Source organism: Pseudomonas sp. Ag1, assembly GCF_000278565.1.
In the GTDB taxonomy this organism is placed as follows: Bacteria; Pseudomonadota; Gammaproteobacteria; order Pseudomonadales; family Pseudomonadaceae; genus Aquipseudomonas.
The window spans coordinates 54,669-79,024 of the sequence record NZ_AKVH01000100.1; the positions used below are offsets into that span (position 1 = coordinate 54,669).

16 protein-coding genes and 1 pseudogene are annotated in these 24,356 nt (G+C 61.9%); 7 read left to right on the forward strand and 10 right to left on the reverse strand.

The features are described 5' to 3' along the window. Positions 1 to 39: 39 nt before the first annotated feature. On the reverse strand, positions 40 to 1,365 hold the full coding sequence (locus tag A462_RS15260; protein WP_003216451.1) for an APC family permease: 1,326 nt from the start codon (positions 1,363 to 1,365) through the stop codon (positions 40 to 42). A 228-nt stretch (positions 1,366 to 1,593) separates the two neighbouring features. Continuing rightward, entirely contained in the window at positions 1,594 to 2,415 is an 822-nt protein-coding gene (locus tag A462_RS15255) for a carbon-nitrogen hydrolase family protein (protein WP_008435543.1), read from the reverse strand. 93 nt (positions 2,416 to 2,508) lie between these two features. Here A462_RS15255 and A462_RS15250 point away from each other — a divergent pair, with 93 nt between their 5' ends. From A462_RS15250 to A462_RS15235, 4 genes are all read left to right on the forward strand, one after another. Next, the gene (locus A462_RS15250) at positions 2,509 to 3,273 is read left to right on the forward strand and encodes a helix-turn-helix transcriptional regulator (protein ID WP_003216446.1); all 765 of its coding nucleotides are present in this window, start codon (positions 2,509 to 2,511) and stop codon (positions 3,271 to 3,273) included. 130 nt (positions 3,274 to 3,403) lie between these two features. Beyond that, positions 3,404 to 5,023 (forward strand): FMN-binding glutamate synthase family protein, encoded by a 1,620-nt coding sequence (locus tag A462_RS15245; protein WP_003216444.1) that lies wholly within the window; start codon positions 3,404 to 3,406, stop codon positions 5,021 to 5,023. A 66-nt stretch (positions 5,024 to 5,089) separates the two neighbouring features. Further along, positions 5,090 to 5,386: a cupin domain-containing protein gene (locus A462_RS15240; RefSeq protein WP_003216439.1), complete on the forward strand. Its 297-nt coding sequence runs from the start codon at positions 5,090 to 5,092 to the stop codon at positions 5,384 to 5,386. A gap of 143 nt (positions 5,387 to 5,529) precedes the next feature. Further along, positions 5,530 to 6,654, forward strand: a complete 1,125-nt coding sequence (locus tag A462_RS15235; protein WP_008435548.1) for an OpgC family protein — start codon at positions 5,530 to 5,532, stop codon at positions 6,652 to 6,654. Between the two features lie 45 nt (positions 6,655 to 6,699). Here A462_RS15235 and A462_RS15230 read toward each other — a convergent pair whose 3' ends face one another. Further along, complete coding sequence (locus tag A462_RS15230; RefSeq protein ID WP_003216436.1) at positions 6,700 to 8,112, reverse strand: amino acid permease; 1,413 nt, start codon at positions 8,110 to 8,112, stop codon at positions 6,700 to 6,702. A gap of 656 nt (positions 8,113 to 8,768) precedes the next feature. Between A462_RS15230 and A462_RS0132500 the strand changes: the two genes are divergently transcribed. From A462_RS0132500 to A462_RS15220, 3 genes are all read left to right on the forward strand, one after another. Further along, positions 8,769 to 9,227, forward strand: a complete 459-nt coding sequence (locus A462_RS0132500; protein WP_032899435.1) for an REP-associated tyrosine transposase — start codon at positions 8,769 to 8,771, stop codon at positions 9,225 to 9,227. A 253-nt stretch (positions 9,228 to 9,480) separates the two neighbouring features. Further along, positions 9,481 to 12,573, forward strand: a complete 3,093-nt coding sequence (locus tag A462_RS15225; RefSeq protein ID WP_008435558.1) for a transglycosylase domain-containing protein — start codon at positions 9,481 to 9,483, stop codon at positions 12,571 to 12,573. 135 nt (positions 12,574 to 12,708) lie between these two features. Continuing rightward, positions 12,709 to 17,814: an NEL-type E3 ubiquitin ligase domain-containing protein gene (locus A462_RS15220; protein WP_008435560.1), complete on the forward strand. Its 5,106-nt coding sequence runs from the start codon at positions 12,709 to 12,711 to the stop codon at positions 17,812 to 17,814. A gap of 13 nt (positions 17,815 to 17,827) precedes the next feature. On the opposite strand, the gene A462_RS15215 is transcribed toward A462_RS15220, so the two are convergent. The 7 genes and pseudogenes from A462_RS15215 to A462_RS15190 form a co-directional block, all read right to left on the reverse strand. Beyond that, entirely contained in the window at positions 17,828 to 18,799 is a 972-nt protein-coding gene (locus tag A462_RS15215) for a fimbrial protein (RefSeq protein ID WP_008435561.1), read from the reverse strand. A 36-nt stretch (positions 18,800 to 18,835) separates the two neighbouring features. After that, a pseudogene (locus A462_RS0132505) lies at positions 18,836 to 19,370 on the reverse strand (fimbrial protein). A gap of 11 nt (positions 19,371 to 19,381) precedes the next feature. Further along, the gene (locus A462_RS15210; protein ID WP_003216426.1) at positions 19,382 to 19,861 is read right to left on the reverse strand and encodes a fimbrial protein; all 480 of its coding nucleotides are present in this window, start codon (positions 19,859 to 19,861) and stop codon (positions 19,382 to 19,384) included. Positions 19,862 to 19,875: 14 nt separating this feature from the next. Beyond that, a complete protein-coding gene (locus A462_RS15205; RefSeq protein WP_003216424.1) occupies positions 19,876 to 20,373 on the reverse strand; it encodes a fimbrial protein in 498 nt (165 codons plus the stop codon). 10 nt (positions 20,374 to 20,383) lie between these two features. Next, positions 20,384 to 20,965 (reverse strand): fimbrial protein, encoded by a 582-nt coding sequence (locus tag A462_RS15200; RefSeq protein ID WP_003216422.1) that lies wholly within the window; start codon positions 20,963 to 20,965, stop codon positions 20,384 to 20,386. 21 nt (positions 20,966 to 20,986) lie between these two features. Then, entirely contained in the window at positions 20,987 to 21,739 is a 753-nt protein-coding gene (locus tag A462_RS15195; protein WP_008435565.1) for a fimbria/pilus periplasmic chaperone, read from the reverse strand. Continuing rightward, entirely contained in the window at positions 21,736 to 24,348 is a 2,613-nt protein-coding gene (locus A462_RS15190) for an outer membrane usher protein (protein ID WP_157222843.1), read from the reverse strand. Before A462_RS15190 ends, A462_RS15195 begins: the two co-directional genes overlap by 4 nt. Positions 24,349 to 24,356: the final 8 nt, after the last annotated feature.

A 24,356-nucleotide genomic window follows, 5' to 3' on the forward strand; every position in this document is an offset into this window, starting at 1 on the left:
AAACGAGAACCGATTGCAATAAGAATAGACCCCAAGCTTCTATGCAGCTTCCTGAAAGTCCATTTCCGGGGGCTGCCGGGAGAAGCCCCGCGTCAGGAAACCCAGGTACACCAGGCCAATCGCCAACCAGCTCAGGCCCAGGTAAATCGCCAGGTGATCAAGGCTGACCATCAACCACAAATCCGCCACCAGGCCGATGGTCGGGAACACCAGGAACAGCACCAACTCCCGCAAACCGCGCTGCTTGGCACCGATCCAGTAGTGGAAGATCACCGACAGGTTCACCAGGCTGAAAGCCAGGAACGCACCGAAGTTGATGAACGAGGTGGAGGTGGTGACGTCCAGTCTCAACGCCAGTAACGCAACCACCGCGCACAGCAGGATGCTGTTGACCGGCGTACCGAAGCGCGCGTGCAAGGTACCGAAGAACGACTTGGGCAACACCCCGTCGCGCCCCATCGCAAACAGCAACCGCGAACCACTGGCCTGCGCTGACAGCCCCGAGGCGAACTGGCCGACGATCAGGCCGATCAGGAAGATCGACACAAACAGGTCGCCGCCAATGTTGCGGGCAATCTCGTAGGCGGCAGAATCCACGTCGGTGAACTCGAACGATGGGTGGGCGATCTGCACGAAGTACGACACACCGACGAAGATCAGCCCGCCGATCAGGGTGATCAGCATGATCGCCCGGGGAATCGTGCGGCGCGGGTCGCGGGTTTCTTCGGTCAGGGTGCTGACCGCGTCAAAGCCCAGGAACGAATAGCAGGCGATCGCCGCACCGCTCATGATCAACGGCATTTGCATCTGGCCGTTGAAGAACGGGGTGATGGTCCACAGCGGCTTGCTCGCATCACCGCCGATGTAGTGGATGCACAGCGCGACGAAGGCGACCAGCACCAGGAACTGCACCAGCATCAGCAAGGCGTTGATGCCGTTGGCGAGTTTCAGGCCGATGATGTTGATCACACTGGTGACCCCGATAAACGCCAGTACCCAGACCCATTGCGGCACGGCCGGGAAAGCCGAATGCAGGTAGGCCGCGCCGATCAGCCAGATGGCCATGGGCAGGAACAGGTAGTCGAGCAACACCGCCCAACCGGCGATAAACCCGAGCTTGGGGCTGATGGCCTTGCGCACATAGCTGTAGGCAGACCCGGCCACCGGGAACGCCGAGGCCATGCGGCCGTAGCTCATGGCGGTGAAGAACATCGCCACCAGGGCGGCCAGGTAAGCGGCCGGGACCATGCCGGCGGTGGATTGCGCCAGGATACCGAAGGTGCCCAGGACAATGATCGGTGTCATATAGGCGATGCCAAACAGCACCACCGACCCTAACGACAGGGTGCGTTGCAAACGAGCCATGAGCGATTCTCCGCGCAATTATTAGATTTATGGCAGAACTGAAGTCGGTGCAGCGAACGCAATAATTTTTATGGTTGAAGCAGCTTTTTGGTGAAATGCAGCTTCTGTGGCGAGGGGGCTTGTCCCCCGTTGGGCTGCGAAGCGGCCCCAGAAAAAGCGGGAGCGCTTCGCACTCCAACGGGGGACAAGCCCCCTCGCCACAACAGCATCCTTGCCACGAGACCCGTGTCAGGGTTTGGGGATCAACAATTCCCGCGTCCCGTCCTCGCGCTCAATCACCTCCCCCGGCAATTTCAAGCGCTGGTCATCCAGGTAGCGATAGTCCTGTCGCGCCGCCGCCAGTTGCCCCAGGTCCAGTTCAACGCTGAACTGCCCTTCCCCGCGCCCGGCTTCAAACAGCAAGCTGCCAAACGGGTCCACCAGCGCACTGCCACCGGCGAACATCAGGCCGTCATCGCCCTCTTCCACCCGGTTGACCATCAGCGCGAACGCCTGGTTTTCCTGGGCGCGGGCCATGATCGCGGTGCGGTGGGTGGGGCCGTACGGGTCCATGTTGCCGTTGGTGACGATCAACACTTCAGCGCCCAACTGCGCCAGGGCCCGGGCGGTTTCCGGGAATTCGATGTCGTAGCAGATCAACAGGCCAACTCGCACGCCGTTCCACACGCAGGTGGCGTAGCGGTCACCCGGGGTGAAGACGCCGCGGTCCGAGGCCCACAGGTGGGTCTTGCGATAGCGCAGGGCGATGCCGTCCGGGGTGATCATCAAGGTGGTGTTATAGAATTGGCCCGCGTCGCTCTCGGCCATGCCGATGACCACGGCGATGTTGCGCGCGCGGGCGGCCTGGATAATCGCCTGCACGGTCGGGCCGTCCACTGGTTCGGCGACGTCCGCCACAGTGCCGGCGGTCGGGAAGCCCATCAGGTGGGTTTCCGGGAATACGACCAATTGGGTATCCGCCGCACACGCAGCAATTGCCGCCAACGCGCGCTCAAGGTTGTAAGCTGTGCCGTTATCGCGGCCTGCCAGCTGGGCAAATTCGACCTTCATGGTTATTCCTTGTTCTTTATCTGTGGCGCAGTATGCGCAGCCGCGAACACTCGGGAAATCACGCAGCCGGGTTAACCCTATGGGGGTAGATGCATGACATTGTCGCTGGAAGACATCGCCTGGCACCGTTCGGTGGGGCAGATGATAGACGCCCTGGACCAGCCGAATTTCTGGACGCAGCTTGTCCGGTTGCTGGACCAATATGTGCCGTTCGACAGTTGGGTGGTGTTGCTGTTCAGCAGCGAGCACAAACCCCTGGTGTTCGCCGAATGCCCGGGCCAGGACGGCGAACCCGACCATCTGTTCCAGGATTACCTCAACGGTTTATACCTGCTCGATCCCTTCTACATCGCCAGCCGCGAACACTCGCGCACCGGGCTGTTTCGCCTGGCCGAAGTGGCCCCGGAGCATTTCGAGCTGACCGAGTATTACCAGCGCTACTTCCGGCTGAACGTGGTGGCCGATGAAATCCAGTTCAACTGCCAGCAACCGGATGGGCGAACCCTGTGCCTGTCCCTGGGCTCCAAACAGCGCTTTGACCCACAGCAGATTGCCCTGCTGTCGCTGATTCAACCGTGGGTACTGGGCTTGCTGCGCCAGCGCCTGCCCCATGAACTCAACCAGGTGAGCGCTCCGGAGCAGCCTATCCACAACGATGGCTGGGGCGCGCAACTCACCGCGCGCGAGCTGGATGTGGGCCGTTTGATGCTCAGTGGTTGCTCCAGCAAGGAAATCGCTCGTAAGCTGGAAATCTCTGTTGAAACCGTGAAAGTCCATAAAAAACACATGTACAGCAAGCTAGGGATCAAATCCCAGTCGGAGCTGTTCTCGATTTTTCTGCAGGCGCAAAACGCCTGATCGAGCCCTGTAGGAGCGAGCTTGCTCGCGAAAAACGTCAATGCACCGCGGTCATCCAGACAACCGCGCTATCGTTAACGACCTTCGCGAGCAAGCTCGCTCCTACAGGATAAAAACTAAGGAACCCTGTATGAGCCTGTCCTTGTTAAGCCGTTACGCGTTCTTTGCCGTCTGCGTCATTTTCACCCTCGCCAGCATGCCGTTTATCGAACACGAATGGCTGTGGCCGATCGCCGTGGTCACCGGCATCCTTAGCCTGATCGGCATTTTCGACCTGCTGCAAAGCCCCCACGCGGTGCGCCGCAACTACCCGATCCTGGGCAATATCCGTTACCTGGTGGAAGGCATCCGTCCGGAAATCCGCCAGTACCTGCTGGAATCCGACAGCGACGCCCTGCCCTTCTCCCGGGCCCAGCGCTCGCTGGTCTATTCCCGCGCCAAGAATGAAAGTGCCGACAAACCCTTCGGCACGCTGATCGACGTGTACCAGTCGGGCTTTGAGTTTATCGGCCACTCCATGCGCCCCGCGCCGCTGAGCGACCCCAGCGCGTTTCGCGTGATCGTTGGCGGCCCGCAATGCAAGCAGCCCTACTCGGCCTCGGTGTTCAACATCTCGGCCATGAGCTTCGGTTCGCTGAGCGCCAATGCGATTCGCGCGCTCAACCAGGGGGCCAAGCTCGGCAACTTCGCCCATGACACCGGTGAAGGCAGCATCAGCCCCTATCACCGGGAAAACGGCGGCGACCTGACCTGGGAGCTCGGCAGCGGCTACTTCGGCTGCCGCACCAGCGCCGGCCTTTTCGACCCGGAACGCTTCGCCGTGCAGGCGCAGAACCCACAAGTGCGGATGATCGAAATCAAGATGAGCCAGGGCGCCAAACCGGGCCACGGCGGGATCCTGCCCAAGCACAAGGTGACCCAGGAAATCGCCGACACCCGCGGCATCATGATGGGCGAGGACTGCATCTCGCCGTCGCGCCACAGCGCGTTTTCCACTCCCATCGAAATGATGCACTTCATCGCCCAGCTGCGTGAACTGTCGGGCGGCAAACCGGTGGGCTTCAAGTTCTGCCTGGGCCACCCGTGGGAATTCATGGGCATCGCCAAGGCCATGCTCGAAACCGGCATCCTCCCGGACTTTATCGTGGTGGACGGCAAGGAAGGCGGCACCGGCGCCGCGCCGGTGGAGTTCACCGACCACATCGGCGTGCCGCTGCGTGAAGGCTTGCTGTTCGTGCACAACACCCTGGTGGGCTTGAACCTGCGGGACAAGATCAAGCTCGGCGCCAGCGGCAAGATCGTCAGCGCGTTCGACATCGCCAGCGTCCTGGCCATCGGTGCCGACTGGGCCAACTCGGCGCGGGGCTTCATGTTCGCCATCGGCTGTATCCAGTCGCAAAGCTGCCACACCAACAAATGCCCCACCGGAGTGGCCACCCAGGACCCGTTGCGCCAGCGCGCACTGGTGGTGCCGGACAAGGCCCAGCGCGTGTTCAACTTCCACCGCAACACGTTGAAGGCCCTGGCAGAAATGCTCGCTGCCGCCGGTCTCGACCACCCTTCGCAACTGTCGGCCAAGCACCTGGTGCGGCGCATGTCGGCCACCGAGATCAAGCTGTTCTCGCAGTTGCATGTATTCCTGAAACCTGGCGAATTGCTCACCGGCGAAGTGAACGGCGAGTTTTATTCGCGCATGTGGCAGATGGCACGGGCCGATAGTTTTGAGCCGAATGAAATCGCCGCGGCCTGAGCCCGCACTGAACAACCCCGCTGAACCGGACCACCGAACGGCATCGTTGAAACAAGGAGCTTCACCATGCCGTTACTCGACTTCACCGCCCTTGCCGCCCAACTGCCGGACACCTGGAAATCCACCCGCGTGGGCCAGGTCGGCCCGGCGCGGATCAAGGTGCTGCGCATGGATGCACAGGCTTATGAAGAAGAAACCCACGACTACAACGAAGGGCTGTTGGTGATCGACGGCCTTTTGCGCCTGTCTATTGGCGAGGAGGCCATCGACGTCGGCGCCGGTCAGATGTACCTGGTTGAAGCCGGCATCGCCCACGCGGTACTCGCCGGCAGCCAAGGCACGCTGGTGATCATCGACGTTTAAACAAAGCGATGAGACATTCAGCAAAAAACTCAGCTTTGCAATTGCTTACAAATACCGCCAACCTGCGCCCGCCCGACGTACGGCTCGACTGAAGCCGTCGTCCAATTGTCATTACTAAACCCCTTGTTCAAGAGCCCGCTGCCATGTTGAACGGACGCGACCCGCGCATCGATTTTTTTCGGGGCCTGGCGTTGATCTTTATTTTCTGGGATCACGTGCCCCACAACCCTCTGGGCCAGATCACCTTGCGCAACTTCGGTTTCAGCGACGCGGCGGAAGTCTTCGTGTTCCTGGCCGGTTATGCGGCCGTGCTGGCCTACGGCAAGATCCTGCAGCGCGACGGTTATCTGATCGCCTGCGTGAAGATCTGGCGGCGCACCTGGGTGCTGTACGTGGTGCACATCTTCCTGCTGGCGATGCTGATGGGCATCGTGTTCTTCGCCAACAGCCATGTGGAAACCCGCGACCTCGTTGAAGAGATGGGCCTGACGCACTTCGTCACCCATCCCCAGCAAGCCCTGGTGGATGAACTGCTGTTGCGCTTCAAACCCAACCTGATGGACCCGCTGCCGCTGTACATCGTGCTGCTGGGTTGCCTGCCGCTGGTGTTGCCGTTGCTGTTGCGCAAGACCTCGGCGGTGGTGGCTGTTTCGCTGGCGGTGTACTTGCTGGCCCCGCACCTGGGCTGGAACCTGGCGGCGATTGCCGACGGCGTGTGGTATTTCAATCCGGTGACCTGGCAGTTGCTGTTTGTGCTGGGCGGCGCGGCGGCGATTCATGCCGGGCAACCCCGCCCTGTCGAGACTCGGCGCCTGTTGCGTCAGCCATTGTTCGTCGCTGCGGCGGTGTATGCGCTGTTGGCGGGGGTTCTCACGCTCTCGTGGCGCTGGCCGGAAATCCACGACGCGCTGATGCCGTCGGCGCTCAGTGACCTGCTGTACCCCATCAGCAAGACCGACCTGTCGCCCGTGCGTTTGCTGCACTTCCTGGCCCTGGCCTATGTCACCGCCAAGCTGCTGCCTGGCCGCGAATGGACGCAGAACTGGTTGGCCCGACAAACCTGCCGTATGGGGCGCTACTCCCTGGAAGTGTTCTGCCTGGGGGTGCTGCTGGCGCCACTGGCAGACATGATCAATGCGATCACCGGCGATGCCTTCGCCATGCAGATTTTCACCGCACTGGTAGGCGCCGGGTTGATGGCGTTGCTGGGGGCCTGGCTGGACTTGAACAAGCGGCTCACGCAACCGGCGCGCGTCGCCACCGCCTGAAAAACAAAAAGCCCCGAAAGGGGCTTTTTGTTGAGCGCAGGAAACTCAGCTCGCGGTGCGTGCCGCCGCTTGAGTCGGCTGCAACTTGAACACGTAGAACAACACCGTCAGCAGCACCAGGAACACCGGCCCCACGTAGAGCGCCACACGGGTGTCCGGGAAGTACGCCATCAGGCCCACCACCAGCACCAGGAACGCCAAGGCCAGGTAGGAGCTGACCGGGTACAGCCACATGCGGTATTTAAGGCCGTCACGTTCGGCCTGGGTCAGGCTCTTGCGGAACTTGAGCTGGGCCAGGAGGATCATCAGCCAGGTCCAGATCGCGCCGAAGGTAGCGATGGAAGTGACCCAGACGAAGACTTTTTCCGGGACCATGTAGTTGAGCAGCACGCCCAGCAACAGCACGAAGATCGACAGCAGCAGCGCCTTGCGCGGCACGCCGTTGCTCGAGGTGGTACCGAACGTGGCCGGGGCCTGGCCGTTCTGCGCCAGGCTGTAGAGCATCCGCCCGGTGCTGAAGATACCGCCGTTGCACGACGACAACGCCGCGGTGATCACCACGAAGTTGATGATGCCGGCGGCGGTCTTGATACCCAGGCGCTCGAAGGTCATCACGAACGGGCTGCCCTGGGTGCCGATTTCGTTCCACGGGTAGATCGACAGGATCACGAACAACGCACCGACGTAGAACAGCAGGATGCGCCAGAACACCGAGCCGATGGCACTCGGGATGGTCTTCTGCGGGTTCTTCGCTTCACCGGCGGTGAGGCCGATCATCTCCACGCCCAGGTAGGCGAACATCACCATCTGCAGGGACATCAACACACCCTGCACGCCATTGGGCATAAAGCCGCCGTGGGTCCACAGGTTGGAAATGCCCAGGGCCACGCCATCGTTGCCAAAGCCGAACGCGATGATGCCGACGCCGCCGATCACCATGGCGATGATGGTGACGATCTTGATCAGTGCGAACCAGAACTCGAACTCACCGAAGGCCTTGACCGCGATCAGGTTGATGGTGCCCATGCTGATCAGTGCTGCCAGGGCCCAGATCCAGCGGGGTGTATCGGGGAACCACACGCCCATGTACACGGCGACGGCCGTGATTTCTGCCACGCAGGTCACCAGCCACAGGAACCAATAGTTCCAGCCGGTGAGAAAGCCCGCCAGCGGGCCGAGGTAATCCTGGGCGTAGCGGCTGAACGAACCGGCCACCGGGTTGTGCACGGCCATCTCGCCGAGGGCGCGCATGATCACCAGGATCGCCAGGCCGCCGATGATGTACGACAGCATGATCGCCGGGCCGGCCATTTCAATGGCCTTGGCCGAGCCTAGGAACAGGCCGACGCCGATGCATGCACCGAGGGCCATCAGGCGAATATGCCGTTCGCCGAGTTCGCGTTTCAGCGGACCGCCCTGAGCGGTCTCGCCGTGGGGCAGATGATTGCCAGCTGGCATAGGGATACAACCTCGTCTTGTTATTGGATATGAGCCACCGAGTCCGGGGCGTCATGGCGGGTCTGCCATGGCGTACCGTTGCCGGATCACCTTTTGGGTAAAACGGTCTGGCCGGGCCAGATCAGCGGGGGTGCAGTATAAAAAGCTAAACCCAGGGGTTTTCACTCTATAAACGGCAAGATTCAGCGGGAACTCTCGGTAAAGGCGCCTTTTGCGGAGGAGCATCACCTGGTTAGCGTAGGAATCATCGCCACCAAACGGCGGCGAGTATTGCACGGTAATGGTGCAGCGTCATGCCCCTACCTTTGGCGGGTTTACGGGTGGGGGAGGCTCTAGCTCGACGGTTTGGGGTTATGTGGCGGGGTTATCTGTGACGAGCGGGCTTGTCTGTGGCGAGGGGCTTGTCTGTGGCGAGGGGGCTTGTCCCCCGTTGGGCTGCGTAGCAGCCCCAAAACCTGCCATAAGTTCTATCCGGAAAAATGCGGTGTCTTTACTGGGGCTGCTGCGCAGCCCAACGGGGGACAAGCCCCCTCGCCACAGACAAGCCCGCTCGCCACAAATCCACCTTCGAGAAACACGCCGACACTGAACTGCAAGAGAGCACTCCACAGCAGCTGCTAACGTCAATTGACTACTTCCCCTCAAGGAGCAAAGGAATACTTCATCAACCCAACTCTCATCTGTTACGCCGTGGTCGACATTCAGAATCTGGCCGTCCTTATCTGATTACCGCCGTGGTTCACAACCGGCAACCCCTGTTCAAAGACTTCCATTTGGGAAGACTACTGGTAGCAGAATTCAGGAAGACCCATGAATTGGGAATGGTCGACTCTCTGGCATGGGTCGTCATGCCTGATCACTTTCATTGGCTATTTGAGCTGCAAGGCACAACGTTGTCGCAGGCTGTGGGACGTACCAAATCCCGCAGCACCCTCACCATTAATCGCGCACGCGGCAGCAAAGAACGATTCTGGCAACTTGGCTACCATGACCGAGCAGTGCGTAGCGATGAAGACCTTCGCAAAATTGCCCGCTACATCATCGCCAATCCTCTGCGAGCGGGCCTGGTCGAACATATTGGTGACTACCCACTATGGGACGCAGCCTGGCTCTGATTTTTCCTGTGTGGAGAGGGCTTGTCTGTGGCGAGGGGGCTTGCCCCCCGTTGGGCTGCGCAGCAGCCCCAGTAAACACATCGCATTTCTTCAGGAAGATCTTCATGGCAGGTTTTGGGGCTGCTGCGCAGCCCAACGGGGGACAAGCCCCCTCGCCACAAACAGCATCACACTCACAAATCCCCCTCACTCGCCCACCACCGTCTAAGCTTCAACCAAGTCCGATCAATCTACGTAAATGGATCAATCGACTATGGGCGCTTTATGGCAAAACGCTTCGACCAAGGCTGCGGTATCCACCGATAGCCCGGATGAACAGCCGTTGCCACAAAGCCCTCCTCCCCGCCGACGGTTGTGGTGGCGGCTGTTCTGGCTGGTGCTGCTGATTGCGCTGATCGCCCTGGGCTTTGCCGCCCTGCGGGAAATGCGCACTTCAAGGTTGCAGGCCAAGACCTTCTCCGACATTGCCTCAACCCTCACCTACCAAATGCATTCGGGCCCCAGCGATGCGCGGGTTTACCCTGGCGCCGGGCCCTTTGACAAGCGCCTGGGCTACAGCGCCCTCGGCGAGTTCCTGCCGCGCTTGATCAAGCGTGACTACCTGATCCAGGCTCAAGCGCGCTTCTCCCCCGACCTGATGGCCTACGCCCAGCGCGGCCTGTTCGTGCCCTACCCGGAAAAGATCCAGGCCGGCCTGACCATCACCGATTGCCGCGCCGCGCCGCTGTATCAGTTCACGTATCCACAACAGTTCTACCCAAGCTTTGCGGCGATCCCGCCGGTGGTGGTCAGCAGCCTGCTGTTTATCGAAGACCGCGACCTGCTGGACCCGAAAAACCCGCAACTCAACCCGGCCGTGGATTGGCCGCGCTTTGCCAAGGCCGCCTGGTCCCAGGTGGCGAAGCTCTTGCACCTGCCCGGCCAGACGGCAGGCGGCAGTACCCTGGCCACGCAGCTGGAAAAATACCGCCACTCGCCCGACGGCCTGACCCTGTCCGGCGGCGAGAAAATCCGCCAGATGATTTCTGCCAGCATGCGCGCGTATCAGGACGGCCCGCAAACCCTTGCCGCTCGCCAGGACATCGTGCGCGACTACCTCAACAGCGTGCCCCTGTCGGCGGTACCCGGCCATGGCGAAGTGCACGGCATGGCCGAAGGCTTGCGCGTGTGGTACGGCGCCGACTTCAACCAGACAAACGCGCTGCTCATCGGCACCGACCCCAAACAGCTGCCGCAAAAGGGTCTGGCGTTGCGCGAGGTGCTGTCGCTGATGATCGCCCAGCGTCGCCCGTCTCACTATCTGTCCAAGGGCCACAAGGAACTGGCGGACCTCACCGACAGCCACATCCGCCTGCTCGCACAAAACAACGTGATCGACCCGGCGCTGGCCAGCGCAGCCCTCGCCAGCAAAGTCACCTACCGTGACTGGCAGCAACAACCGACGATCCAGCCAATCGAAACCAACAAGGGCATCAGCGTCGCCCGCACTCGCCTGGCCGCCCTGCTCAACCAGCCGCTGTACGACCTCGATCGACTCGATCTCTCTGCCACGAGCACCTTGCAAGCCGACCTGCAAAGCCAGGCCAGCACGTACCTCAAGCAACTCGCCGACCCCACTTTCGCCGCGCAGATCGGCCTGCTCGGGCCCACGCTGCTGACGCCCGCCAGCACCGCTCAGGTTCGCTACAGTTTCAACCTCTACGAGATGACACCCGACGGTGCCCGCGTGCGCGTGCAAACCGACAGCACCGACCAGCCATTCGACATCAACGAAGGCAGCAAGCTGGAACTGGGTTCAACCGCCAAGCTGCGGGTGATGACCACCTACCTGCAAATCGTCAGCGAGTTGCACGACAAATACGGCGCGATACCCGCTGCCCAACTGCGCAAGATTCCGGTGGACGACCAGGACCGCATCACCCGCTGGGCCCTCGATTACCTGATCCAGAACAGCGACCGCAACCTGCCGGCCATGCTCGACGCCGCCCTCAATCGCCAATACTCGGCCAACACCGGCGAAGGTTTTTTCACCGGCGGCGGCATGCACCACTTCCACAACTTCCGCAGCCAGGACAACGGCCGCAATCCCACCTTGATCGAGGCCCTGCGCGAGTCCATCAACCTGCCGTTCATTCGCTTGATGCGCGACCTGGTGCGCTACACCACCTACCAGGGCCCGAACAACAGCGCCGAGTTGCTCAAGGACGACAACGACCCGCGCCGCCAGGAATACCTGGCCCAGTTTGCCGACCGCGAGGGCACTACGTTCCTGCTCAAGTTCTGGAAAAAGTACCGCAACAAGGACACCCAGGCGCGCCTCGATACTTTCCTCGATGGCATGCACCCCACCGCCATTCGCCTGGCCGCCGTACACCGCTACCTGCTGCCCAACGCCAGCCAGGCGAGTTTCAACAGCTTCGTCCGCTCGCACTTGAGCAGCGTCAAAAGCCCTGAAAAACTCACCGACGAGCGCCTCGAAAAGCTCTACCAGAATTACGGCCCCGGCGCCTACGACCTGCCTGACCAAGGCTATATCGCCAAGGTTCACCCGCTGGACCTGTGGCTGATGGGCTACCTGCTGAACAACCCCGACGCCACCTTCACCCAGGCCACCGCCGCCAGTGAACACGAGCGCCAGGAGGTTTACAGCTGGCTGTTCAAGAGCCGCCACAAGAGTGCCCGCGACAGCCGCATCCGCACCATGCTGGAGATCGAAGCCTTCCTCGATATTCACCAGCGCTGGCAAAAAGTCGGCTACCCCTTCGACCATCTGGTGCCGTCGCTTGCCACGGCCATCGGCAGCTCCGGCGACCGCCCGGCGGCCCTGGCGGAACTGGTGGGGATCATCCTCAACGATGGCGTGCGCCAGCCCACCCTGCGTATCGACAGCCTGCGCTTTGCCGCCGACACCCCATACGAAACCCGCTTGGTCAACGACCCCAATCGCGGCAAGCGCGTGATGCCTTCCGAGGTGGCCACGGCACTCAAGGGGGCGCTGTCCCAGGTGGTGGACGCCGGCACTGCACGGCGCGTGTCCGGCAGCTTCAAACTGGCGGACGGTACGCCGTTGGCCATGGGCGGCAAGACCGGTACCGGCGACAACCGGATCGAAGCCATCGGCGCCGGCGGGCGGATTCTCAGCTCCAAGGCGATCAACCGCACGGCGACCTTCGTGTTCTACATCGGCGAGCATCATTTCGGCACGCTGACCGCCTTCGTCCCCGGCGCTTCGGCCCAGGGTTTCAAGTTCACTTCGGCGTTGCCGGTACAGGTACTCAAGGGCATGGCGCCGATTCTTACGCCCTATCTGCAACCGGGCAACAACAGCTTATGCAGCGTGCGCTGATGGGCCTATCCCTGCGCTTTTCACTTGCGAATTACTGAGGGATCCGCCGCGGTTTCCACCCACTATTCAAACTTATCCGCAGCCGTGCCGGTGCATAGACTCAAGCCTTCTTTTTGAGCTCTACAGGTTGCCCCCATGGCCGACATACCCGACCAGTCCCTGCACCACGCGTTTATCGAAAACGCCCTGCCGCACTGGCTGAAAACCACCTCGCCACTCCGCCTGCGCGCACTCAACGACGTCGCCCGCCAAGGCATCCGCCACTATCCCCATGCCAGCGCCAACCAGCATCAAGCGCTCAAGCCCGCGATCGCCGCACACTGGCAGCAGCAGGCTGCGATGGACCAGCGATTCCAGGCATTGACCGACGTGTATGCCTTCGCCGAACCGCTGCTGAAAAATGCCTTGAAGGCCTATGGCGAGATCGACGTCAGAACCACCTGCCTGCGGCTGTATGCCAGCGCCAAAGTTGCCTGGTGGGTGCACGATTTCAATCGTGGGGAGCAAAGCAAAACCCTGTCGCTGCTGGACGTCGCGCTGGCCAACTTTGCCGCCTCGGACACCTTCGTCGACTACGCCTTCCTGTCCGCCGAAGACCCACGCGGGCAGCGGGATACACTGACCTTGCGCCACTCCATCACCGGCGCCGTATTGACCGCTGAACAGTTCAAGCACATCTGCCGCACCCTGGACCTGGGCGCCCGCTACCAGAAAAGCCTGCGCCAGGCCCTGGGGTTCTATGACCCGGCGGTGACCCGGGACGTGCGCCTGCAGATGATTGCCACTCAGAAGACTGCCCTGGGTACGGCGGCGCACCTGGCCTTGATCAACCGGGACATCGACGCCGATGCCCACGGCGCCGTGCTCGACCTGATCGCCGGCCGCGTCGCACTGCTGGACGGGCAGGCGCTTGAATGCCATACCCTGAGCCTGATGAACACGGCATTGACCGGCATCCTGTTGCTGTTTGTCCCGCAGCCCACCCGGCCCGTCGGCAAGGTGCTGGTGTACATCCCCGCAGACCCCGAACACCCTCTGAAGCAATACCCTTCGCCTGCGGCCTTCCTCAGCCACCTCACGGAAAAACTGCGGGACAGCCAGCGCTACCAGACCTTCTTCAGCCAGTTCATCGACCACGCCAGGCGCGGTGAATTCTTTGCCGGGCTCAATACACGCTTGAGCCGTGTGCGCTGGCATCAAACCGCCCACACCGACCCGCGCCCCAGCTGGCGCGACACTCCGATCACCCAGCCAAACCTGCAATTCAGCGTGCAGGCTATCGGTGACGATCACGTCAATCGCTCAACGCTCGCCGCCGAAAATGACCTGTGGAATTACCAGTACCGCCTCAAGTTGAACAAGATCGTCAACGATGCCCTGGACATCGCCGTGCCCACCGCCACCGCCGACCGCCACGCGCGCTGGGCCTGGTGGGACAACCTGGAAAAAATCCTCGGGGATATCTTCAATGCGGCGCTGCTGGTGCTGACGCCCTTCGTGCCGCTGCTGGGGGAAGCGATGCTCGCCTACAGCCTGTACCAGATCACCGACGAGGTGTTCGAGGGGATTGTCGATTGGGCCCAGGGGCGTGGTGCCGAGGCGGCGGAGCAAGTGGTCGCGGTGGCCGACAGCGTGATCCAGTTTGCCTTGTTCGGTGCTGCCAGCCAGTTGGGCCATGTCGCACGGCTCAAGCTCAGCCCCTTCGTCGAAGGCTTGCGCCCGGTGGTGCGGCCCGACGGCAGCACGCGCCTGTGGCACCCGGATATTGCGCCCTATGCTGTGAAAAACCTCGACCAGCCGCCCATTGTCGACGGCCTGCACACCCATCGGGGCAAGCAGATCCTCGCGCTGCAAGGTACTCACTTCGAAGTGCAGGCAGACCCTGAAACCGGCGACACGCGTATCGCTCACCCGGAGCGCGCCAACGCCTATCAACCCCTGGTGCGGTTCAACGGCGACGGCGCCTTCGTACATGAAGCCGAGCAACAGCGCACCTGGGACAGCGCCACGCTGATGCGCCGCCTGGGGTCGCGCACGGCGCCCTTCAGCAACCAGCAACTGCAGCAGATGCAACGCATCAGCGGTGCCGACGACGGTGTGCTGCGCAACCTTTACGTGCAAAACCGGCCGACCCCGCCGCTGCTGGAAGCGACCCTCAATCGCTATGAAGCCCAGCGCGCTGCCACACAGACCGTGCACACCATTCGCGCCGGCGCACCGCTGCCGCTGGATGCGACGTCCGCCTGGTTCGAGCAGACCATCACCGAGCTGCCGGGCTGGCCCCAAACCAAGGCATTGGAAGTGTTCGTGCGCTCGGACAAGAGCGGTGACTCCCACAAGTACGCCAACCCGCAGGCATCGCCGGCCGACACGCTGCAATTGAGCCTGGCCGAGGTGATGTCCAGCGAGTTGCCGGCGCGGGTGCTGGAGTTTCTCGATGAGCCGTCGATCAGGCACCTGCTGGGCGGCGACGTGCCGCAAGCACTGCGCGTGCAAACCTTGCGCGATCAACTGGCGGACTCGGTGGCGCGCCAGACCGGTGACATCGCCGACTACATCCATCAGGCCCGCCAGGTCAGCGCCGATCCCCATGGACGCCGTTTGCGCGAGCAGGTCAGCCCGCTGGACCGGCCGCTGGCCGACACCCTGCTGGCCGGCACAACCCCGGCCGAACGGCAAACCCTGGACCACCACGTACCGCTGCGCCTGCTCAATCAGGCCAGGGAACTGAGCTTCGCCCAGCACAGTGTCCAGGCCTACGCGGGGTTCTTCCCGCCCTGGGCGATCACCGAAGGTACCGAGCGCCTGGTGCTCAATACCCTCAAGCGCTACAGCGATGGCTTTGGCGACCTGCACCTGCAAATCCGCGATCGCCTGGTCAGCGGTACGCTGCGTTGTGAAGCCGGGCCGGCCGATGCCCGCCGGCGCCGGGTGCTGGTGCGCCAGAACGACATGGGCTACGAACTGTTCGATCAGCAGGGCCAGCGCCTGCATGGGCCGGATACCCTGTATGAATGCCTGTTGCGCGCGCTGTCCGAAGCGCAGCAACGTGAACTGGGCTACCGGCCCGGCCAGGGCGCCGGGCTCAAGCATTGGCTGATGGAAACCCTCGAACCCCTGGCCGAACGGCGCCGGGTGCTGGCCGAGCCACCGCTGCGCAGTACGGCAGATGTGCAGACCACCACCCTGCTCGGCGGCGCGGCCCTCGGCGGGTTGCGCCGCGCCCAGGAGCACTTGGGCCAGGCCCGCGCCCGGGAGGTGCTGGCCAGTCTGTTCCCGACCCTGGAGGAGGAACGCCTGCAGCGGTTCCTCAATGAGATCGGCCCGGGGCTGAACAACGATGTCCTCAATCGCCTGGTCCTGCAGCGGCACAACCTGTACCGGGAGCTGGAACAATGGAAGCGCCTGCCCGGCCCCCATCCCAAAAACAGCCGCATGGCCCGGGAGGAAAAACTGCGTAAAAATATCATTGCGCACAAACTCTATCGCTGCTGGGAAGACCGCCTCGCCGAGCACCGCGACGACTTGGGCCAGGTGCAGAGCGGCGCGAGCCTGGACCTCAGCGCCCTGGACCTGCCCGGCAGCCTGCCGCTGCTGGGCAATGGTTTCGAGCACGTCACCCAACTGAAGCTGGCCAACTGCATGTTCAACGACAGCCAGTGGCCCTTTCTGCAGGCATTCCCGTCCCTGCGGGAGCTGGACGTCAGTGCGAACGAACTGACGCGGCTGCCCGAGCCCATCGCCAACATGCGCTACCTGCGCGACCTCAACCTGGGGGAAAACCAGATCACGCTGCTCAACGGCGACGTTGCGCGCCTGAAAAACCTCAAGCACCTGCGCAACTTGAACCTGTACCGCAACCCGCTGACGCAGCCACCGAACATCTCGAAAATGCCGCACCTGCGCCGCCTGTTCCTGAGCCGCACCCCCATCACCCAATGGCCCACCGGGCTGTTTGCCCACCCACGGGAGGAGGGTTTCCTGCTGGACCTGAGCCAAACCCGGATTGATCATGTGCCAGCGCTCATGGCCGATAGCGCCGAGGCCCGGACCGTCGCCCATACCCGCCTGGACCGCAACACCCTGCTCAACGACCAGCGCCTGCTGTACGAGCAGTACCGCGAAGCCGCCGGACTGGACCCCAACCGCAGCTATGAACCCCGTGGAGAGAGCGGCCCGTGGCTGGAACGGGTCAGGCCGCCGTTATTGGGCAGGCGCCAGGAGCTGTGGCAAGCGGTGGAGCGCGAGCACGGCTCCCAGGGTTTGTTCGAGGTGATCAAGGCCCTTGAAGCGCCCGACTTCTTCCAGCGGCCCCAGGACATGGACACCTATTGGGACAATCTTGAAACGTTGCGCGAGCGCGTCTGGCGTTTGCTGGAGGCGGCCCACAACGATACGGCGCTGCGTGAAAAGCTGTTCAAGATGGCCAGTTTTCCCGGCCTGTGCGCCGACGGCAGTGCACAGATTTTCAATGACCTGGGCATCGAAGTGCTGGTCAGCGAAGCCCAGCGTTACTCCGCCTCGGCCAGCGAGCGCGAGGGCAAACTGGTGACGCTGGCAAAGGGCAATGCACGGCTCAAGCAATTGAACCGCATCGCCAGCGAGGACATTGCCCATCGGCTCAAACCCGAAGCCGAAGGCGGCCTCGGCCAATGGCTGCGTTCGCAACGACGGGAGGGCGTGATGGGTAACGTGGACGACGTGGAGGTCTACCTGAGCTACCAGACCTCCCTGGCCAAGCGCCTCGACCTGCCCTGGCTGTCGGAACACATGCTGTACCGCGACACCGGCGACGTAAAACCCACGCAGATCGAACAGGCCTACAGCACGGTGCTGGAGCTGGGCGAAGGCGATGGCCTGGTCAACCAGATGTTGCTGGAGCCCTATTGGGAACAGTACCTGCACGACCACCACCCGAACACCCTTGAGGCCAACGCCCGGCATTTCGACGAACAATGCGCACGCCTTGATGAACTGCAGGAAGCCCAGGCCAGGCTGGCCCAGGCCAACGGCTTACCCGCCGAGCAGAAGGAAGCGTTGAGGCTCACGCTGATCGGCCTCGCCGACGCCCTGGGTGTACCGCACCCGCAGGTGCTGACCGGGCAACCCATGACGGACGACAGCTACAACCTGCTGCTCAACGAACTGGGCTACCGCGAAAAACAATGGATGCGCGAGTTGACCCACCAGGCTTTGGAACGCCACAGCCAACAACGTAACCGCGTCACGCGCCAGGTCTGACCGTATGGGTGTGTCATGGCACCCCCATTACCAGTACGCCGCTGCCGTTCAACGGCCCCTCGACAGGCAGGGACCCCGCCTGCTTGACCAGGGCGAACGTTACAACGTCGCTCCCGGAACTGTTGGTGATACGGGTCAGGAACGAGCCATTGACTCGAACCGCAGTCCCCTGACGGACAAGGGCCGTGCCCACGTTCGGATTGCTCATCACCAGCGCATTGGCGTTGAACGAGGACGGCGTGCCTTTGTAGGTAATGGTGATCGGCGTGGTAATCCCCGGGTCCGGGCACCGGTAGGTGAGCGTGCGATCGGTACGAACGGTGGTTGATACGGGGTCGGTGCCTATCGCCCTCTGGTGCACGTTGCCGAAGTTGATTTCGATCGGTTGGTTATTGTTGATCGTGCACGACGACGGGGAGATGGTGAAGTCGTTGTTGGCGATGTACGTAAGCTGCAGGCTCGTGGAAAAGGAATCGTAGTTGTTGGTCTGGTCGAGACGTAACACGCCCAGAGTGTCACCTATTCGAATGTCGATCGGGTTGGTCGGGTTGTTGCGGATCAATATATAAGGGATGACATCGATCGGGATCGGAGACGTATTGTTAGGCATGGTCGCAATCCTGATACCCGCCTGGATAGGCGTGTTCCAATAACTGCCATTGATACGCAAGCCGGTCGTCTGGCTGACGAACTTCGGACCAGGCGACCAGGCCGGGCCGATCCTCGTCCCGGTGGCCCAGTAGTCCTGCCGTCCATCCGGGGTATAGCTGTCCGGTTCAAACCGGCATTCGATCCTCACCCCGGACAGGAGAATGCGCGGCTCATTCACCTCCAGCCGCACATTCACCGGAACCTGCAGGTTCAACGTCCCGCCAATGCTCACCCGTTGCCAATTGCCGCCATTGACCCGGCAATCAGCCGCTTTCACGGTCGTCGTGACGCCAGCCAGGGCAAGCAGCACAACGGCTCCAAATAGTCGTTTCATGTTGTTCTCTTTCATCCCATGCATAACGGTTTAGCGTTACGGATAATCCAGCGTAAACGTCGAAGTCACACGGTAGCTGCCGTGCCCGATGGTCTTGTCCCGCAGGGCATCCGGCTCACCCTGCACATAGGCCTTGAGCAGGATGACGTTGTTGCCGGGGCTCAATTTCTGTTCGTCGCCGACCTTGTTCACCGGCACCGGCTTGTCGCTCAGTGTCTCCAAACCCAGCCCGATACCAGAGGCACCGCTGCCACCGTCCAGCGCAAACAAACCGGGCAGCGCGCGGTTGTTCCGCACCGTTGAACAGGATGGTCACCGAGTCGCTGATGGTGGTATTGCAGTCATCCAGGTGCAGGGTGAAACGTTTGCCCACTGAGCGTGTGTTGATATAGAGGTGCTTGCTGGTCAGGTCCCACAGCTCCAGGGTGATGGCTTCATCGCCCGGGCGGATGGTGCAGGCCTGTTCCACCAGGTTGCCCTTGAACCTCAGGTTGTCCACCGCCTGCGCCGTGGCCGCCAGGCCGAAGGTCAGCAGCAGGACCAGCCCCTTATGAATCATTGCGTGTCGCATACACTCGACTCCTACTGGTATTCAGCCAACAGCGTGGCCACCGCCGTGAACCCTTGGGCCTTCAGGACCGAACCCGGCCGTTTGACCGGCACCACTTCCAAGGTCGGCGGTGCCGCCAGGCTGATGTCCAGCGGCGTGTTGAGGCGAAACGGCGCGTTGTTCTGGTACAGCCGAATGCCCAGGTCAGGCGCAGTGGTCTGCAGGGCCGCGTTATCAAAGCTTGTCTCTGCGCCCTTGACGCTCAACTTCAACAGCCACGGCAGCGTGGAGGCGCCGCAGCGGATGGTGTAGCCGACGGCCCTGCGATATTTCACGCCATCGACACGCTTGGTGCCGACATCCCCGAAATCGACTTCAATCGTGCTGCCCGAATCAATCGTGCAGGGCGGCGGCTCGTTCAGCGTTCCGTTGAACGTCAGGTTGGCCGACGCAGCACTGAAAAAGCCGAAGCAACACAAGCCGAGCAACGTTCGCTGTGGCCAACATTTCATTGATCGTTTCCTCATTATTGGTACTCGATCACGAGGGTGGCGGCGGTCGCAAATGCCCCGCCCGTCAGCGTGCTGCCTGCGCGCTTGACCGGCACCGCCTGCACGGCCGGAAAGGTCGGATGGGTAAACCTGAGCGGCGTGTTCAGCGGCCAGTCCGCCCCATTGGCGAAGAGCTTGACCCCCAGGTCGGTCTTGGGGGTCGAGAGCACTTTGTTATCAAACCCGGCTGCCGCGCCCTTGAGTTCCAGGGTCATCGCGTTGCTGTAAACGGGAGGACTGCAGGTGACGGTATACGGCACGTCCCGTCGATAATTCACGCCATCAATCCGTGACGTCAGCAGGTCATTGCCGAACGGCACATTCAGCGTGCCGCCGCTGTTAATCACGCACGGTGGAGGTGCAATGATGGTCGCGCGGATCGTCAGGTTGGTATCGGCCTGCACGCCCTGGCTGACCGCCCACAGCAGTCCCGCACCGATAAAAATGGCCCACGGGCCGGTTAACCTGGTCATTGTTCTGCCCTTACTCATAATTGAGCCTGAAATCCACCACGGCCCGGAATGCACCGCTGGTCAGGGGTGCCGGGGTGCGCGTGGGCTGGACGTTCCAGGTCTGCGTGTTGCGGCCCAAGGGCAAGAACAATGGCTCCCCCCTTGAACCCAGCTGTACATCGCGCCCCTGGGAATCGGTCAGGCGCAGGCCCATCCCGGTGATGCCTTGCACCTTGACCAGCCGTGAATCGTCGGCATCGGCTGGTGCGATGAACGCCACCGAGAGCACCGGTTGATAAGCACTCCATGTCAGGTTCCCCGTGCGCTCACTGGCGATGCGGCCGGCGGTGCGCCGGCAATCCTCGAACAGCAGTTGAAAGGCCACGGAGGTCGCCTGGTCACCCGGCCGTTGCAACTGGCTGGCCGACACCGGGCCCAGGTCGATCGTCTGGTGCAGGGATGCCATCTCCAGGCTGCAGGGGGTTTCATGCATGGACCCGAGAATGTTGAGCATCCCGACCATGCCCTCCACATCCTCGTCATCCGCGGCGTGCGCCGGCCCCATCAGGGCCAGCAACAGACCGCCCAAGACCTTCACTGTGTGCAACTTCATGACGTTCTCCGGCAGCAGGCACTACTGATTGGCCACAGACAGTTGCGTGTTCACCTTGCATGTCTCGCCACTGCAGGTGAACGCCAGCAGCGGACGGCCACCGTAATCATTCACGTAGGACAAATAGGGGGTGGTGCCGAGCTCCTTGGCAGTCGGCCCCAGGGCCTGCGTGCCTTTGGGCGGGACCATCACCGGCTCGAAGCCCGGTATGGTCTTGCCGTCCTTGCTGCTGCGCGCATCCACCAGGGTCACGTAGTAAGGCGTGGGGTTATTCACCTGGTAGTGATCGCCTTGCCGGGTAAGGGTCAGCTTTTCCTGCCATGGGTTGGACAGGTCCTGCTGGGTGGGGGTAATTGCCTGCGGCCGGTAAAACAATTTGATCCGGGTTTGCAGGGCGATTTGCAGGGTGTTGGGCTTGTCGCTGCGCGGCGGAATTTCCCGCAGGTTGAAGTAGTAGACCGTCTCCCGATCCTGGGGCAGCGATTTGGCGGCCGGCAACGCCTGGACTTTTACCTGGCTTTGCTTGCCGGGCTCCAGGCGTTGGACCGGTGGCAGCACGATCAACGGCGAGGTGATCTTGTTGCCCTCTTCATCCTCGATCCAGCCCTGGGCCAGGTACGGCAACTGGGGGTTGTTGTTGGTGATGTTGACGCTGGTTGCGTCTTTGCCACCGTCGAAAATCACGCGGGTACGGTCCAGGCCGACAGCGGCGTTGGCGCTCTGGCTCAAGACCGCCAGCAGCAGTGCGTAGGTAAAACGTATGTGGTGTTTCATGAGGATGGGTTCTCCATAGTGTTTCGCTGGCCGGTCAGGGTGGCTGGCTCGGGTGAGGCTTGATCGACGGCTACCCTCTGGCAGCGCAGTTGCAGGGCATCGGTGAACGCATCCGTTGGCAACTCGACGGGCAGCGTCAGGACGCAGCGCTCGGTGCCGCCCCAACTGACGATCATCTGCTCGCCGGCCTGAATGCCGCTCAGGTAGACATCCCCGCCGTCATTCACCACCCCGGTGTCCTGCTGCTTGCGGTTTTTCACCGTGGCGCCGAAGGGCGGTGCGCTGCCATCCGGCAGGCGAAGAACCGCCATGGCCTTCTGGCCGGAAATCACTTCCAGGGATCGGTAGCCAATGGCCCCTTCGGTGAGGGTCAGTTGCGTCACGGATTGAGTGGCCTCGACATCGCTGGGCAATTTCTCCAGGTCAACACTGGCCGCCGTACGCTGGTAGCTGGTGATGTCGGAGATGACCGCCTTGCCGAACGCGTTGCTGCGGGTCGGCGTGCCGTAACCCCGCACGGGCACATCGGGCACACCGGCGGTATCGACCAGCAGCCGGGTTCCGCCGGTACTGGTGGTTCGATGCAGCGCCCCACCGTAAGGGGTGAGCGTGCCGCCGCCACGCACGGATGCACTGAGGGTGCGGTTATTGCCTTGTTGCGTCGTGGCGCTGAGGTCGATGTCGGCCTGGTCACCAATATGGCTCAGGTAGCCGCTGGCCGAGGTGTCGCTGGCACTGACCTGGTAGCTGTTACGTTCATCCAGGCGATCGGCGTAGCGTGTGGTAAAGCTGTTTTTGCCGCCGGCCCTGTTGGCATCCATCGACAGGGTGCCGGTGGGTCCCAATGGCAGGCTGACCGTCAGCGCTGCTCCGTTGTCCTTATATTGGTATTCATGGGTGCGATATAAATTCAGCGACAGGCTCATGTTCCTGACAGAGCCCACGTTGAAGTAACGAGACGCCGAGAAATTCCAGCGCTGGGTGTCTGGCCGGTTCCAATAGGTTTGTTTGTTGTAGCTGGCATACACCGTGGTGTTCAGATCGCGGAACTGTTTGTTCACCGTGACCGTATACAGCGCCTTGTTACCGCCAATGGGTTTCCAGTGTTCAATGAAGTTACCGTCTTCATCGAATACGCCGCGTCCGCCCAGCTCACCATTCAACCCGTAGTGCCGAGCGTCCAGGTATTGGCTCATGCTCAAGTAGTTCTTCTCGGAGAACCGGTAACCGGCGAAGGTGACCTGGCTGTCGTACTCTTCAAAGTTCTTGGAATATTGAAGGCGGTAGGATTTGCCCGAAAGTGTCTGGTTCCACAGGCTGGCGCGAGACTGGGTGACGTCCAGGGAAACGGCCCCGAACGCCAGCAAATCCCGCCCCGCGCCCACCGACAGCGCACGGTAGTTGTTATCCGTTATCGCACCGCCCAGCAGTGACCAACCATTGCTGATCCCCCAGGAAAACTCGCCGGTGCCGAAAAAGTCACCGTGGGAGTGGTACTGCAGGTTGGACGGTCGCCCGGCAGACAGCTTGTAACGAACCTGCCCGGGACGCGTCAGGTAGGGAACGCCTGCCGTATCGAGCTGGAATTTCTGTACCGAACCGTCCTGCTCCTCGACCCGCACATCCAGCGTGCCGGAAACGGCGTCGTTAAGGTCCTGGATCCGAAAAGGGCCTGCCGCCACCAGCGTTTCATAGAGCACACGCCCCTGCTGGCTGATGACAACCTTTGCATTGGTCTTGGCCACCCCGACCACTTCCGGTGCGTAGCCCCGCAGGTTGGGCGGCAGCTGGCTTTCGTCTGACTTGAGCCCGGCACCGGTAAAGCGGAAGCTGTCGAACAGGTCCGAATACAGGTAGTCCTCGCCCAACACCAGGCGTGCCTTCAGCGCAGGAATGGCGCGATATGCGTAATAGCGACTCCACTCCAGTTTTTGCCGGCTGGCCTGCGCCTCGCGGTCTTTCTCGACACGCCCTTGCCAATCCGCCCGCAGGCGCCAGGCCCCGGCATTGGCCCCGAGTGTGCCGTTACCGCTGAGGTCATTGCGCGTACCGTCACCTTTGCGGTAGCTGGACTGCGCCGTCATGTTGTAGTCGACCAGCAGCCCCGGCACCCCCTCGTCCCAACGTGACGGCGGGTCCCAGTTAATGGCGCTGTATTCCAGGTAGGCCTGGGGAAGGTTGATGTCCAGGGTGGACGTGCCCAGGTCGGCACTGACCTCCATGCCGGGCAAGCCCGTGACATCCAGGCACTGCCCGCCCTTCCACCACTTCAGCTGGTCAGCACCGGACGCCTTGAGGCCCAGTTGCTCGACAAGCTCGCGCGATAAACAGGGCACACTGCCTTTGGGATCATCATCGGGGGCAAAGAACGCCACCGATTGTTCAGATATAGGTTGGGTATTGAGCTGGACCACCATCGAGTAGGTGCCAGGCAAGATAAACCCACTGCGTGCAAACTGAGACAGGTCAATATTGGAGCGATCAATCAGATCAAGAACGTCGGTATTAAACTCAATATCCCCGGCGCCCATTGCAGTTCCAGCCAGTGATATCAACCCGCCAAAGAGGCTGGGGCGCAGCGTATTCATGACTTTCGACGTATTCAACATACACGCAA